Origin of the sequence: Microcoleus sp. B4-C1 (assembly GCF_036705285.1) — a bacterium.
In the GTDB taxonomy this organism is placed as follows: Bacteria; Cyanobacteriota; Cyanobacteriia; order Cyanobacteriales; family Microcoleaceae; genus Microcoleus.
Window position 1 is genome coordinate 1 of record NZ_JAUBUC010000004.1, and the last position, 15,008, is coordinate 15,008.

Genomic DNA, 15,008 nt, shown 5'->3' on the forward strand with positions numbered 1-15,008 from the left:
GTCCTTTTTGGACGGGCGGGACGCCCATCCCACAATAACAATTAAAATTGTAAGTTATTTAATTCGCGATCCTAAGTTAAAAATTTAAGAGGCACCAAAACATATTGATTCCTTAATAATCCAAGAGAATCAATGGTAACGGTTATAAGATTGACTAACTTTTGTTCAAATATCTCTCAATCAAGACGATCGCCACAATATCGTCCACTGGCTTCGGTGGCGTCCGCATTCCCTGGGGAATCAAGCGGTCGAGTCCCGTCGGAGGGTACATTTGCCAGTAGCGTTCCCTCGCTTCTAAACTGCTGTACCTCTCGTCAACCTGAACAATTTTTATCAAAGGCGACAAACTCTGCGTCAGTTTTTGTTTCCAACTCTTAGAAGTCGTTTGATCTCCGATTACCAATAACTCAATGGGAAACTGTTCGCACAAAGATTGAATAGTAGATATCGCTGCTTCCGACTGCACAACTTGATGGTAGCAGACCTTCTTATCTCTACCCATTACAGCTATGCCGCATTTGTCTTTACCTGGATCGAAACCTAAAATCATATTTATGAGTCCTGTGTTAATAAGTTTGTAGTTGCGATCGAGCGCCAGTCAACTCAATCGCCAACCTATATCTAATCTGATACTTGCATTCTTGAATGTCTCAAAATCTTTGCGGGCGATCGTACTTATTTTGCTTGACTTTTTTGCAGGATTGACATATTATATCATCATGGGAATCCGTGCGGCCATATAATGTCTAAAATCAGAAACCGGGTTTTTGCCATAATCTTTACTTCCAGTTTTAATTTATCGAAAAAACTCGGTTTCTTTGACCCCCCGCAGCAATCAGAAACCGGGTTTTTGCCACAATATTTGCTTCCCAGTTTGGATTTATCGAAAAAACCCGGTTTCTCACAGCAACGCGCACAAATCAGAAACCGGGTTTTTGCCACAATATTTGCTTCCCAGTTTGGATTTATCGAAAAAACCCGGTTTCTCACAGCAACGCGCACAAATCAGAAACCGGGTTTTTGCCACAATATTTGCTTCCCAGTTTGGATTTATCGAAAAAACCCGGTTTCTCTCACCTCTGTGCAGGCGGTGCGTCGCTGTGAGATTGTCGATTTGATTTGCAAATTACTGATGGCGACGCACCCTACTATCTTGAATCGGGTGCAAAGATGACTTCCAAAAAAAAAAATTAAAGCGCGCGCAAGAGGGTAAACAGGAAAAAGGGAAAAGGGCCAAAGAGTCAAGAAGAGTCCTCACAGATAAGACAGGGAGGAAGGGACAGCCAAAGCAACTGCGGACTTTCCTTATCTTTTCTACCTCGCTCTGTTTCTGGCGAACCCATCATAAATGTGCCTCCGGGAATGTAAACCATTTCGAGCACAACTCCATTACCTAAGTCTTCCGGGAAGTAATGAGCAAAAGACTTTCTACGACTGTTTTCTTTTCCTTCAGCATCCACTGTAATGACATCAAATTCAAATGTAGGGAGATAGTCTTGAAACTGCGGTTTTATCTTTAAATCATCTCTATCTTTCAGGAGTGAATAGGCAGCAAGTTTCACCTGCATTGATTCCTCGCGCAAGGCTTGCATTATCACATCTAAGCCAGCTTCTCCATATTTGAGTGCTTCGGAGAGGGCGGCGATTCTCACTTCGACAATGGGTGAGGCTAATCGGCTTTTAACACCAGGAATGCCTCCGAGTACCGCAGCATTGACAGGAATTGAATTTTGACCGCCACGGACGGCATCGTATTCTCTGGGTTCATTTTGATTGTCTGACATTACACCGCACGATCCTGCATTTTAATTGAGCAAAATTTTGTTTTGTGATGTCAATATCTCAGGGTTCGATTCTTAGTTTCTTTCTTTGCGCTCTTAGCGGTGCGGTGCGTCGCTGTGAGATTGTTGGTGGTGCTTCCAGATTTTTGGTGGCGACACACCCTACTAATTGGGTATGGTGCGTCGCTGTGAGATTGTTGGTGGTGCTTCCAGATTTTTGGTGGCGACGCACCCTACGATTGCTATATATATGGCGGCACGGATTTCCATGATTTAATGATATGTCAATGGCGCGAAAATGTCAAGCAAAATTGTCATTCGATCGCCCAAAATTTTTCATCAAATTCGATATGTCGATCGCACTTATTTTTTAACTTTCAAATCTCCTGGGCCGGCTTTTTGTTGTCCGGTGCGAAAAACAACGACTCCGTTTTCACGAGCAACTAAATCTATTTTAAGCGGGCCGGCGATGTAAGTGACATCTGCCGCGATCGCCTGAACGTCCAGCGGTTTCTCGTACTGCTGCAACCGCTCGATAAAACCAGCTAAAGTTTCAATCTGACTGTCTGCCACTTGAACTCTACCGCCGACAACGCCGATTAGGCGAGCGCGAAATTGACAAGCTTCTATCAATTGCAGCAACTGCTGCCGCACCTGTTCGTCAGTCAAAGTCACCGGATCGACAGCAACCCCTGCAATCACATCTCCAGCCCGGAAGACAACTCGATTGATTTCTGCTTCTGCAAATACCTTAATTAGCTTTTCTTCCCGCAGGTAATTAGCGCCGGCAACAATTCGCACCACGTAGTCTTGACCGTCTTTAATCTGACTAATTAGTTGATCGATTTCTGCTTTAGTAATTTGAATAACCTGATCCCTAACCTTGGTATTTTCCGGCTGCATCAGTCCGACGGTGGTTTTATTTGCTTCTTGCAAAAGTCGATCGATCGCGCGACTCGCCATACCGGGTTCAATAATGCGAACCACGCCAGCAGCTAAAATTTGACCGCGCCTGATAGCAACTGTACCCTCGCGGATTGCCTGAAAGTCGCGTTCCAAAATTTGCACTTGCTGCTGCAAGACAGTTTGTTGCTGTTCGAGTTGAGCTTGTTGCTGTGCCAAGGTTTCTAACAGTGCTTCCCTCTCGGCAATTACTTTGTCGCGCTCGATAATAGTTCGATCGCGCTCGGCGAGATTTTGCATTCGCTGGGCAATTTCCTTGTCTCGCTGGGCAATTAGTTCGTTGCGATCGACAATTTCCTTGTCCCGCTGGGCAATTTCTGCGTCTCGCTTGGCAATTTCTGCGTCGCGCTGGGCAATTTGAGTTTTTACCTGCTCTCGCTGCTCGATTAACTGTTGGCGCTCCTCTTGCAGTTGGGCAATTTCCGAGCCTAAAGTCGTTTTTTGCTCGGAAACTGTTTTCAATTGGTTCTCGGTGCGATCGAGCTGAGCTTGTGTAGTCGATCGAATCGTTTCCACCAGTTTCAATTGTTCTTCGGTGCGGGATTTAGCTGCTTCCACGCTGCTGAGCTGTTCTTCTGTCTTAGATTTAGCCGCTTCTACCTGACTTAACTGCTCTTCAGTTTTAGACTTAGCTGCTTGCACGCTGTTGAGCTGGGCCCGCAGCGAGTTTAATTTTGTTTGCGTCAGAGCTTGCTCAGCATTAGCTGCTTGGAGGGATTGATTTATTTGCTCTAAATTGGCTCTAGCTTGCGCTTGAGCGGCTCTGGCTTGAGCTAATTCAGTTTCAACTCGATTTTTTTCTTGAGTGGCTTGGTTGATTTCTCTGCGGGCGTTGTTGAGCCTTTTTTGAATCTCGTCTATTCTAAAAACTCCGGTTCGCAGCGGCTTGCTAGTAGCAAACAAAATGCCCAGAGTCAGTGCAGACAAGATGCTGCCAGCCATCACTGTCACAACAACAGCAGTATCGCGGGGGCGAAGTTTGAACAAGCTCAATCTTGCCTTGCCGACTTTCGTCCCAAGGCGATCGCTGACAGTGGCGATCACACCCCCCAACACTAAAATTACAAATACCAGGATGTATCCAGCAGTCATTCCGATTTTAGATTTTGGATTTTGGATTTTGGATTGAATCTAAAATCCAAAATCCAAAATCCTATACTTTCTCGGCATCAAGTGAATTGCTGGCTTAGGGCCACCGGGTTGTGGACTGTGATCTTTTTCTTGTGGATCGAGATCATGGTTTCTTGCCTGAGATCGCCCAGCAAACGAGTCACCGTTACCCGCGTCGAGCCGATCGCTTCGGCGATCGCCTGGTGGGACAGCTTCAAATCTATCGTAATCCCCTCAGCCCCCGGCACGCCAAAATCCCGGCACAGAATCAGCAAAAAGCTGACGAGTCTCGAACCCATATCTCGGTGCGCCAGCGTTTCGATCATCATCTCGGTTTGCAAAATCCGAGACGACAGTCCCCGCAGCATCACCATCGACAGTTCCGGGTCTTCCTTGAGCGCTTTCTCGACTTGTTCGATCGGCAGCGAGATCAATTCCACTGGCGTAAAGGCTACCGCGTGGTAAAACCTGTCCGATCGGTGTCCCGTAATCAGAGACAGCACCCCAAATACGCTATTTTCGCGCAGGAGGGCGACTGTAATTTCTTCCCCTGCTTCGTAAACCCTGGAGAGCTTCACAGCACCTCTAATGAGAACGTAGACGCGCTCAGCCGGGTCTCCAGGGAAAAAAATTGTCTTGCCCCGTTCAAAGGTTTCCACAATGGGTGGAAACGCCCCGCCGCTGATTTGGCGGAACACGGCTGCTAGCGGTCTATCATGCGTCACGACTAGATCCTTTGTACTAATCAATACTTTATAACTTGCCGATTAACCTTATTGAGTAAATATACTGCCCAACCTCCAATATCTAGGGATTCTGTTACTTCCATCTAATGTTAAGGTAAACACGCACTGTATGATTAAATCTAGCCCTTCTCTTAACTTTTTCAATTCCGCCCCCATGTAGCTCCACAGCAAAATTAATATCAATTGTGTCTCAATTGTGTCTCAATTGTGTCTGAATCAGTTAAATCTGAATCAGTTGTGTCTAAACTGGCGGGGTTGTCAGATATAGCCAATGAGAACGGTGCAAGTTGCTTTTAGATAAACTACAGATGATAGATTTGACCGGAAAAAATGCTCTTGTTACGGGCATTGCCAACAATCGCTCGATCGCCTGGGGCATCGCTCAGCAGCTCCACAAAGCTGGGGCCAACCTCGGCATAACTTATTTGAAGGACGAGAAAGGCAAGCACGAGCGCAAAGTCGCTGAACTGGTGGAACCGCTCAATCCCAGTCTGTATTTGCCCTGCAATGTCCAAGACGAGAGCGAAATTGAGTCTACTTTTCAAACCATCGCCGACAAGTGGGGCAAGTTAGATGTCCTAATCCACTGTCTGGCGTTTGCTGGCAAGGACGAACTTTCGGGAGATTTCACGAACACTTCGCGCCAAGGTTTCTCCAATGCTTTGGATATTAGCGCTTACTCGCTGGTGCGGCTTTGTGCTGCTGCTAAACCGCTGATGGCCGAGGGCGGCAGTATTGTGACGCTGACTTATTTGGGCGGCGTCCGAGTAGTTCCTAATTATAATGTGATGGGAATTGCTAAGGCGGCTTTGGAAATGAATGTTCGCTATCTGGCTGCTGAACTCGGCCCGTTAAATATTCGGGTAAATGCGATTTCTTCTGGCCCGATTCGGACTCTGGCTTCGTCAGCAGTTGGCGGTATTCTGGACATGATCCACCACGTTGAGGAAGTGGCCCCGCTGCGGCGGACGGTGACTCAGCAGGAAGTGGGAAATGCTGCGGCTTTTCTGTGCAGCAATCTCGCTAGCGGGATTACAGGTCAAGTTTTGTATGTCGATGCCGGTTACGAAATCATGGGAATGTAACGGTAGTCGAGAATGTTGAGTTATGTAGGGGCGGGTTGAGACAATAAACTTTAATAAGAAGTAAGTTTTATCTCGCATCTTCTTGCACCATTTTCAAGAACCTGTAGGGGCGGGTTCACCAAAAAGTTTCTCCCGTGACAGACAGGTTAAATAAACCCGCCCCCACCCACTCGCATCTTCTTGCACCATTTTCAAGAACCTGTAGGGGCGGGTTCACCAAAAAGTTTCTCCGGTGACAGACAGGTTAAATAAACCCGCCCCCACCCACCAAAAATCCCTTGATAGACATTGGTGTCTGATGTCAGTTGTATGCAGAACCAGCCCCTCGCTTGAGACTCAACACTAAAAAAATCCCGTTCTCAAATTACTAATTATCAATAACTAATGAATGACCAATTGCGAATTATGGAGATAATCGATCGCCCTTCTGTACCTCCTGCAACTTCAGTTCAACCAGGTAGGGCCGCCTTGGTGAAACGCACGACACTGGAAACGGATGTCACTGCTAGCCTCAATCTCGACGGTGTGGGAACTTGCAAGGCGTCTACGGGGATTCCGTTTTTAGACCATATGTTGCACCAGATTGCTTCTCACGGATTGATCGATTTGGACGTGCAGGCGATCGGGGATTTGGAGATTGACGACCACCACACGAACGAGGATGTGGGAATTACCTTGGGCCAAGCGCTAGCAAAAGCTGTCGGGGATCGATCGGGCATTTCTCGCTTCGGGCATTTCATCGCACCTTTGGATGAAGCTTTAATTGAAGTAGTGCTAGACTTTTCGGGACGGCCTCACTTAAGTTACAGCTTAGAAATTCCCAACCAGCGGATCGGCACTTACGATACTGAATTAGTGAGAGAGTTTTTTTCGGCGGTGGTGAACCACACTCAAATGACACTGCACATTCGACAGTTGCAGGGCGGGAATTCTCATCACATTGTGGAAGCGGCGTTTAAAGCATTTGCGAGAGCTCTGCGGATGGCGGTAGAAATCGATCCGCGGCGCGCCAGTGGGATTCCGAGTTCTAAAGGAGTTTTGTAGTATGGGGTTTGTAGTAGCGCTTCTGGGCGCTACTACGAACCTGTAAATCAAAAGTATCGGCTCAATAAATAGGGGGAGCAGTTATTCTAGTTGCCAAGACAAGCCCAAGGGATGAAGAGAAGATTTTTCGCGAATAATAGTAGATAGAGAGGGAATAATTCCAAGGTGAGAAATTCGATCTCGGACATAATCGAAAAAACTGATTCTCAACTGACGAGTAGTAGCAACAAGAGACATAAAAGTATCCCATGCTTGAGTACCCTCAATCGTTTGAGTTGCATAACTAATATTACGTCGCTGCACCATAGTTCTGGCAGCTAACTCAGCCGGATTATTGTGTAAAGGTAATTCAGGATGCTCTAAAACTCTCAGCAACTCCGATACTTTTGTCGCAGTTAATTGTTTGCGTTCATCCAACAATTCATAGCCACTCGGAGTTTCAAAAAGCAGCCGAAATTTAGCCTTTAAAGGCTGTGCAGCTTCGGGACTGGGAGCGTATGAGTAAGCTAATAATTCCCGATAATAATCCCAGAAATCTTCGATAAATTTCCCTAAAATTACTTGATGGCAATGGAATAATGGGCTTAACTTCTTGTAATGCCTGCCCTCGTGTACCCAACATAACGCTCGCTCGGCAGTGATTAACTTGAATTGCGGAGCATCATCACAACAGAGAGTTTGTACAACTGGGCAATCAGTTTGCTGATGATAGAAAGCAATAGCTGCTGCTTCCCTAATCCGGGTCAGTTGTTGAGCACCCAGTTTGGGTACATACTTATTGAGTAGGTGATTAAACTGTGACTCACTCAACACCGTTTCTTGAGGTAATAGCTTGAGAGCATTCTGCCATTTAATCGGGATTTTGAAGTCCTGAATTAGTGAGAATGTGAGTGGATTTAGAATAAATTTCAGTTCTCGTCCCGGCTGTAATCCTTTGATTACCGTCAGTCTATCTTTATTAGCTGTTGTAAAGTAGACTGTATATAAAGGGTTGCAGATGATATTGGTGGTATGGTTGACTCCACCTACACGCGCGCCAGTTTGGTCAAAGTGTTGCCAAGGGCTACTCGCTAGTCCTGAATCATAAACTTCTTGTTTCTCGGTTTCAAAACCGGAGTGGTTTTTGATTAACAGGTTGGATAAATAACCTGCTGAGATGGAAATACCTAAATCGGCTAAAAAATCTAGTAGTTTGCCTTGCGTCATATTGCCCCCATAGTACAAACTGATGATTAAGGCTTTGATTCCTGGTCCAAATTCTCCTTCGTAGCCTAATGGTAATTCTGCTACATAAGTTTTTCGGAGTGAGGGTGAGTAATATTTCTGTTTACGGAACAATATGTTGTCGGTTGCCAAGCTGATATCTTGGATGATTACTTGCTCGTATCCTTTAAATTCTGCATCTGCTGGCAGTTGGTCTTTAGGATATTCTAGTATTTCTTCTCGATCTATTTTAATCGTCGCGTTCTTACTGCCTTTGCTATGCTTTTTTGGCGTTTTTCGCTCTTTCTCTGACGAGTGCTGGCTTTTGAACCCTTTGGAGTTGGCTTTGATGTCTGGTTTTCCTTGTTCTCCCTTCAATCGGTTGTTTTCATCTTTTAACCGTTGATTCTCTGACTCTAAGTCTTTGACTTTTAATTGTAATTGCTCAATGAGGTTCAGTAAGAGCTCTACTTTATGACGCATGGATTCGTCTGCAATCCCTGGGGGGTCGATGGTTTGCAGTAAATCTGAGGATGACTTGTCTTGTGAAATAATCTTTGGCGTCATGTGTCCTATTTTATGACACTTTGTGTACTCTGCTTATTTTTTTTTCTGTGCTACCGCTACTTATTGAGCGGATACAATCAAAATATATCTGCTATATAGTTAAAAACACCTTGACTTCCCTCGCCGTACTTTCCGATAAATTCAGCGATGATTCGATCGCTACACCTTTCTATAGCTTCATCAATAGAACTTTGTGCTAAAACTTGACTAGCCGACTGACGCAAAACTTCAAACAGATTCACAGTATAGCGAGTATCTTCACTAACAAAATCCCACAGTTCTCGACCGATTAAAGTGATCATTTCCGAATTGGGCAAAATTTGCTTCAGCAAACCAAGTGTTACAGTTTTATTAGTTCTTTTGCCGTAAGCTATACCAATATAAGCGCGATCGCCCTCCTGAATTTTTTCCTCAATTTTGGCAGCCCAATATACTATCTGGTCTTTATCCATATCATTCGGGCCGCTTTTTACCTGTATCCAGCATTTCTCGCCATCACTGGTAGTTTTAATTGCGTCCCATCCAGACTCTTCCGGTGCAATTTCTGCACTTTCAGAGCAAGATATCAATAGTTTTTGAATAAACAATCCCATTGAAGTGACAATAGACCTAGTAGCAGTCATATAAACATTGAGCCTGACAACTTCTTCGGGAGTGTCCAAATTTAACGCCCTAATTAAAAATGGGTTGGGATGAATTTTCCCTAAAGTCAGATTTTCAACCATAACTAGCTGTCGCCCAGTAAAATCTCGACAAATGCTGGCTAAAAAATTTTCAGCGATAGTAAGTTGCAGCGACAGTTGGCCTGAAGATATAAATGCTAAAATGCGTTCAATCTCATCGCAAGTAAATCTGAGCGCTCTTTTGCCCGATATGCTGCTGATGCCGTTTCTAAGTGTTTCTGCTTCTAAGTTAATAAATTCTTCTAACTCCGCAAAGTGACCGGCTAAAGATTGAGACTTTCTGGCCGGCAGTCCTACTTCTTTTTCTAAAACAAATGCTAATAATTCATGAAGTTGCTCTGACACTTTTATTTCTCCTCAACTCTATTTTAAATATTAGTTAACTGAAAAGAGAAAGCTGAAGAAACTCATACTTTACTAAAATCCAAAAGCAAGAGCATCAAGCATATACTTACCCTTCTCCCGCCCGACTTCTTGATATATATCCAAAAGTTCTTCGTAGGCAGTCTCTCCCCCTATAATATTCCAAAACTCATCTCCCATAATTACAGCTTGTTCAAAGGGCGTATACTTCCTTGCCACTGACCATTTATAATCTGAACGATTTGGCCCGTAAGGATTGTAAGCCATAGCATAATAACATTGAGCAGCGGGGCGAGACTGTCCGCAAAGTAAATGAAATCTCAGCAGTCGTTGAATTACCTCCAAACATTGTCCTTTGTTGGGTTTTGACCCTTTAATTTCAAAGAAAAATTGGCTCCCGTCATGAGATAGCACGTACAAATCTGCTTTGACCGATCGCGTAACTAAATGGTTAGTTTTTTGAGCCTCAAGAACAGCTTCTATCATTTCTTCAAAAGCAGGTTTATTTTCATTTTTGTCTGCTGACTGCTCAAATAGCGCTAGCTGACGCTCAATTTCATGGATAGCCTCTATGCTAACTTCGCCAGAAATTTCATAGCTTCTGCTTGCTTCTTGGTGATGTTCCAAAGCAATGAGTTTTGCACATTCTTCATAAGTTGTGCCCAAACGGCTGCTGAAACCTCTTTCAAACTCGTTAATCCGTAGCAACTCTGACGGCACGATCGCAGTTTGTAATAGTTCGGATTGCTCTGTAGAGGATTGGCCTGATAAATATGCTGCTGGAATATCAAGTTTCGGTATTAGCCGTCCTCTGTATTCATTGACAAGGTTTTCGATGAAAACTTCTAAGTATGCTTTGATGATGGCGCGTGTAATTGAGCTAATAGCTGACATTATTTTACTGCCAATATTCAGTTTACTTTACTTGTTGCAAAAATGTAATAACTTTGTAGTTAGGACTTTAGCTCTTGCTGATGAGTTGGCAAAGAAAGGACGGAAGTTTTTACTACAAAAAGGTTGATCGAGACTTGTATTAACCACCCGCCCTCAATCTATCCAAACTTCGTCAAGAATCGGAAAGCATCGAGTACGTGACTCGCGCAAACATAAGGCGAAGTATTGTAAAAAGCTTGCCAAGCCGCCGCTTTATCTTCGTCGTATTTACCCGCTCTTTCCGGGTATTTGCCTTGCCAATTTAGGCGCACTGCGTGACCGACTAATACATCTAAAACGATGTATTCTTCTACTTGCAATTCTGGGTTGCGCTGGGCGATCGCCGCCAACTCCATCAGCGCCTCAATATTGACTTGTCGGTATTCCGGCGCGACAATCTTATTCAGCAAATGCTCGATTTGTAGCGCAAAATTCTTTTCGCCAGGGGTCATTTCCGATAAAATGATATGGCTATCTAACCGATTGCGGCGCTCTAATTTGTCGCCAATAATCAAGCCTTTACAGTGCCGCAGCAGTCCCCAAACACTCGGATAAAAATCCTTCGGTACGCGATTGACAGTACCTTCCATTTGCCGCTTCCGGCGCCATCCTCCCCCAGGCATTGTTGCTTCTTCAGAAACTGGCGCTACTACCCATTCAATATCTTTTTCCGGCTGTTTGACGCGCAGGGATTCTTGCTGTTTGAGGATTTGATTCATTTCCTCGTATTCCGTCAACACTTGGCGCAGGCGATTTTTGATTTCAAAGGGACTTAGCTGCATTAAATGCTCGTAAGCTTCATTTTGGGTAACTCCCAATTCGCGAGCAAACTCGCTAGTCAGCAGCAAAATAAAGTAGCTAACTCTTAGCGTCAGCAGGCCTTTAAATAACTGCGGTTCGGCTTTAATTAGCAGGCCGAGGTAGATGAGAACTTCTTGAGTTAGAACTCGATCGCGAATGTCTTCTCCGCAGAATTGGCGAATTTTGTCCATCACTTCCGTGTAAGATCCGGGTCGCGAAATTATCGAATCTTCGCTGTAGGCTTTCCCCACAGCAATCTGTTTTTGCCGCACCAAAATGTCTGTCACCGCATCGGACAAGCTGATATCAACCTTGTCCAGCAAACCTGCGGCATGGCGGATGACTGCCCATTGGATTTTTGATTGCGAACTTTCTCCAGCTTTTGTATAAACTTCGTTGAGCAAATCCACAACTTTAACTGTTTCTTCCGCCCCTCCAAATCCTGTATCAAAGTTTAACCCTTTGAGGCGAACCAAGGTGTGCAGCAGCTCAATTTGTTCGTACAAATTTTCTGATTCGCGCAGGCTAGTCAGCAAAAATTGAGTATTAGTTTCGCACTCTAATTTAAATTCTTGCGTATGACCCAGAGGCCAAGTTTTTTCAGGATTGTAACCGAGATATCTGGGAGTTTCGACTGCACCTGTAACTGGAGATTCTGTGAATTCAAAATCGTGCATGAAATCAATTCTCTCCGTGCCAGCGGTCAGCATTAACTGCTTAAGATTTCCGAGTTTAACTGGCGTGTTGTTACAGTGTCCATCCCGGAATTCCTTCATTAATTCTAACAACGCTTCCCGCCCGGTTTCCAGCATCGTGTGAGTCAGCATCAGCGTTACCGTAGGGCGTCCCAACTGATACCAGTGGTGGTGAATGTGAGCTATTTCGCTTTTGATTTGAGCTACTAAAAAATGGTAATCTAAAGTTAAGTAAAACTCTTGTCTGTTCAAAAATGATGGGAGGAATACGATCGCCTCTTCGCGAATTTTAAACACCCTAGAAGTTGTTAAACTCCGCAAACGGCGCACGGGGCGGCCGGTTAAGCCTAATTGGTCGTTGCGTCCAATTTGCGTGTAAATAGCTGATAATTCTTTAGTCTGGCGGACTTGAATTGGTTCTACCTGTTTTGGGGTTTGTGCCGCAATGCCGTTAGCGGCTAATTCTGCTTGCAAATCTTCGTCTTCAGCTAACAGCGCAATTTGCACTAAAGGTTCTCTGTGCGGGCCCACTGACAAATGCCTTCCCAGCGGGTCAATATCGCCCACTGCGATTAATCCTTCATTTAGCAATTGACCGAGAAAGTACAAACTTTGCGCCCAAACGAGGGGAATATTTTCATTGGGCAAGCGCTGCTGGCTGCTGGGATTTAGCTTTTCTGCTTCAATATTTTCGGCGGGGACGTAGTACAATTCGGGTAGTAGCGGCACACCAGAGCGATCGACTGCTAGAGATTCCAAACGCTGCTGGTACTCCTGCACTTGGGCTTGATTTCCCTGAAATAGGCCGTCCAAGAATAAATAAGTGAAAAATAGCGGCCACTCGCATTCAATGTGCTCGAACTGCCTTAATTCTGTGGGTTCGTAGTGCAGGCGATCGGCATCTTCCAACACTGTTTGGTGTCCGTCCCGCAGAAACCGCTTGCAGCCGTATTTTCCTTGCAATTTGTCAATAATCTTATTCCGAGTCCGTTCTATTAATTCTCGGTCTTCAACAGCAAAAGCCGGAAAACTAATCACGCTCAATAAAGCTGCATCTACTTCTTTGGAACTAGATTCGCGAGGCAAAAGTGATTCCAAAGTTATGCGACTTCTGGCAATTTCGTCTGGCAAAACGTGAATAACTGAGGCTTGAGAACCTTTAATTCCGAACAAATCTAACCCATTTATTGCTTCCAGGGCTGCTTTAGCCATGCCAACTGAACTGGCGTTCAATTCTGCATTGCCGCGATTAATTTTATGGCCTCTTTCCCAAATTCCGTAATCCGGCGTGCGGTAGGCTCTACCGATGTAGTAAACTAAATTTTGCACGAAATTGACTTCATCAATTGTAAAAATTACGTGCAGCCCGGAAGCCGTCATTTGAGCAAGAATTAATAAGAATATAGATGTAGCGTCTAACTGTAAATGTCCCCACTGGTCATCCCCGACAACAATACTTCCAGTTTGAGTATTGTATTTAGCGTGCAGGGCATCTAGCGGCGACTGAGTATTTTTAAAATGTTCTACTTTGCTCGATTGCTGCATCATCGCAAACAGCAAGCCGCGCATCAGTTTGACTGTGCTGTGTTCGAGTTCAAATGTCCTGCCCTGATCGCCATCAATTTTGCGGTAAGCTAAACCCAAACCCCAAACCGCGAGAATGCTGTACACGTTGTCGCGCACCCAGGCATCGGTGTAGTCGCCGTGGGCGTTAACGGCGGTACTCGCGGGCAGCAAACCTGTAATTGGGTTCTGGCGCTTGAGGATGATGGTTTTGATTTGCTCGTAGTAATAATCTAACCTGGTTTGCCGCTGGTTTTTTGCGATCGCCATTTCGTTTTCCTTGTTTTTCCTGATGCGAGTAGATTTGGGGTGAATAGACTTTTAAATATATCAGATATTAGATCATTTCTCAAGTTATCCAAACACAAAAAGGTAATTGCCATGTCTACGCAAAACCACAATAACAACAGCGTTCCTTTCGTGAAAGTTGTCTACTCTACAGTGAAAATTAATGGTAAAATTGAGCTAGTACCGATGGAATGGTACGCCGACGGCTCTGTCAAAAAAATCGAACGCTAATGCTCGATCGCACTTGGCTGGCAAACTCTAATGAACTTGCGCCACCCGTCGCTTACAAAAAACCGGTTTCTGGGCCACGGAACGATGACTTAACAGACTGTTGGTGGCACAAACCGGCTTTTTTGCGACCAAAACTGGTCTAGCGTCGATCGCCAATCTAAGCTAATTTAAATAACTAGGTGTGTAGGAACCTCAAAGAAAAAAATATGGATCGATCGCGCCCGCAATTTTCAGTGCTGGGACTACCAGTTCACATATTAGATGATTATGCAGGTTGGCTGATGGAGCGTCTGCATCAAGGATTAGGAAGTCATGTGGTGACTTTGAATGCTGAAATGGCCATGCAAGCCGAGCAAAATCAGGCCTTAGCAGATGTAATTCGCAAAGCGGAACTGGTGATTCCCGACGGTTCGGGAGTGGTGCTGTACTTGCGGCTGCGTGGCAAACCGGCACAGCGCTATCCAGGGATTGAATTAGCAGAATCGCTGCTGCAACAAGCCGGAAAATTGCCTGATTCGGAACCACTATTTTTCTTTGGAGGTTCCCCAGGGGTAGCGGCTGCGGCGGCGGAAACTTGGCAGCAAAAAGTTAACGGATTGTCGATTGCTTCTCAACACGGTTATCTTTCGGCTGATGAAGAGAAAGACTTCCGTGAAAGCCTCAAACAAATGCAGCCCAAACTGATTTTTGTAGGCTTGGGAGTGCCACGCCAAGAATTTTGGATTGCCGAACACAGACACCTTTGTCCTGATTCGATTTGGGTGGGAGTTGGCGGCAGTTTTGATATTTGGGCGGGAACAAAAGACCGCGCGCCGGCTTGGTTTTGCGACAATCATTTAGAATGGTTGTACCGGCTTTATCAAGAACCTTGGCGGTGGCGCAGAATGTTAGCTTTGCCACAATTTGCATTGAAAGCTTTGGGGGATTTTCGAGGGTAAGTTAGTGTAAGCAG

At 45.0% G+C, this 15,008-nt stretch carries 13 protein-coding genes; 5 read left to right on the plus strand and 8 right to left on the minus strand.

Features of this window, described 5'->3' with window-relative positions; all coding sequences use genetic code 11:
- Positions 1–154: 154 nt before the first annotated feature.
- Complete coding sequence (locus QUB26_RS02375) at positions 155–550, minus strand: pre-16S rRNA-processing nuclease YqgF (RefSeq protein ID WP_333239622.1); 396 nt, start codon at positions 548–550, stop codon at positions 155–157.
- Positions 551–742: 192 nt separating this feature from the next.
- Here QUB26_RS02375 and QUB26_RS02380 point away from each other — a divergent pair, with 192 nt between their 5' ends.
- Positions 743–1,174, plus strand: coding sequence for a hypothetical protein (locus tag QUB26_RS02380; RefSeq protein ID WP_333239624.1), 432 nt, complete (start codon positions 743–745; stop codon positions 1,172–1,174).
- Positions 1,175–1,241: 67 nt separating this feature from the next.
- Here the strand turns inward: QUB26_RS02380 and QUB26_RS02385 are convergent, their stop codons facing one another.
- From QUB26_RS02385 to ntcA, 3 genes are all read right to left on the minus strand, one after another.
- On the minus strand, positions 1,242–1,784 hold the full coding sequence (locus tag QUB26_RS02385) for a hypothetical protein (RefSeq protein WP_333239626.1): 543 nt from the start codon (positions 1,782–1,784) through the stop codon (positions 1,242–1,244).
- 360 nt (positions 1,785–2,144) lie between these two features.
- Positions 2,145–3,836 (minus strand): DUF3084 domain-containing protein, encoded by a 1,692-nt coding sequence (locus QUB26_RS02390; protein WP_333316401.1) that lies wholly within the window; start codon positions 3,834–3,836, stop codon positions 2,145–2,147.
- A 77-nt stretch (positions 3,837–3,913) separates the two neighbouring features.
- Positions 3,914–4,579 carry a global nitrogen regulator NtcA gene (gene ntcA, locus QUB26_RS02395; RefSeq protein ID WP_333272220.1) on the minus strand — a complete coding sequence of 222 codons (666 nt, stop codon included), beginning with the start codon at positions 4,577–4,579 and terminating at the stop codon, positions 3,914–3,916.
- A 329-nt stretch (positions 4,580–4,908) separates the two neighbouring features.
- Here ntcA and fabI point away from each other — a divergent pair, with 329 nt between their 5' ends.
- Together fabI and hisB are read left to right on the plus strand one after the other, a co-directional pair.
- The gene (gene fabI / locus QUB26_RS02400) at positions 4,909–5,685 is read left to right on the plus strand and encodes an enoyl-ACP reductase FabI (protein WP_006634022.1); all 777 of its coding nucleotides are present in this window, start codon (positions 4,909–4,911) and stop codon (positions 5,683–5,685) included.
- Between the two features lie 405 nt (positions 5,686–6,090).
- Positions 6,091–6,729, plus strand: a complete 639-nt coding sequence (gene hisB, locus QUB26_RS02405) for an imidazoleglycerol-phosphate dehydratase HisB (protein WP_445299583.1) — start codon at positions 6,091–6,093, stop codon at positions 6,727–6,729.
- 81 nt (positions 6,730–6,810) lie between these two features.
- On the opposite strand, the gene QUB26_RS02410 is transcribed toward hisB, so the two are convergent.
- The 4 genes from QUB26_RS02410 to QUB26_RS02425 all read right to left on the minus strand — a co-directional run bounded on the left by QUB26_RS02410 (position 6,811) and on the right by QUB26_RS02425 (position 13,807).
- Positions 6,811–8,499 carry an IS66 family transposase gene (locus tag QUB26_RS02410; RefSeq protein ID WP_333316405.1) on the minus strand — a complete coding sequence of 563 codons (1,689 nt, stop codon included), beginning with the start codon at positions 8,497–8,499 and terminating at the stop codon, positions 6,811–6,813.
- Between the two features lie 77 nt (positions 8,500–8,576).
- Positions 8,577–9,527 (minus strand): PmeII family type II restriction endonuclease, encoded by a 951-nt coding sequence (locus tag QUB26_RS02415; RefSeq protein ID WP_333316407.1) that lies wholly within the window; start codon positions 9,525–9,527, stop codon positions 8,577–8,579.
- A 72-nt stretch (positions 9,528–9,599) separates the two neighbouring features.
- Positions 9,600–10,439, minus strand: a complete 840-nt coding sequence (locus tag QUB26_RS02420) for a TdeIII family type II restriction endonuclease (protein WP_333295748.1) — start codon at positions 10,437–10,439, stop codon at positions 9,600–9,602.
- A gap of 158 nt (positions 10,440–10,597) precedes the next feature.
- Positions 10,598–13,807, minus strand: coding sequence for a glycoside hydrolase family 15 protein (locus QUB26_RS02425; RefSeq protein ID WP_333316409.1), 3,210 nt, complete (start codon positions 13,805–13,807; stop codon positions 10,598–10,600).
- Positions 13,808–13,918: 111 nt separating this feature from the next.
- Here QUB26_RS02425 and QUB26_RS02430 point away from each other — a divergent pair, with 111 nt between their 5' ends.
- Together QUB26_RS02430 and QUB26_RS02435 are read left to right on the plus strand one after the other, a co-directional pair.
- Positions 13,919–14,056: a hypothetical protein gene (locus tag QUB26_RS02430; RefSeq protein WP_333038037.1), complete on the plus strand. Its 138-nt coding sequence runs from the start codon at positions 13,919–13,921 to the stop codon at positions 14,054–14,056.
- Positions 14,057–14,262: 206 nt separating this feature from the next.
- A complete protein-coding gene (locus tag QUB26_RS02435) occupies positions 14,263–14,994 on the plus strand; it encodes a WecB/TagA/CpsF family glycosyltransferase (protein ID WP_333316411.1) in 732 nt (243 codons plus the stop codon).
- The last annotated feature ends 14 nt before the right edge of the window (positions 14,995–15,008 follow it).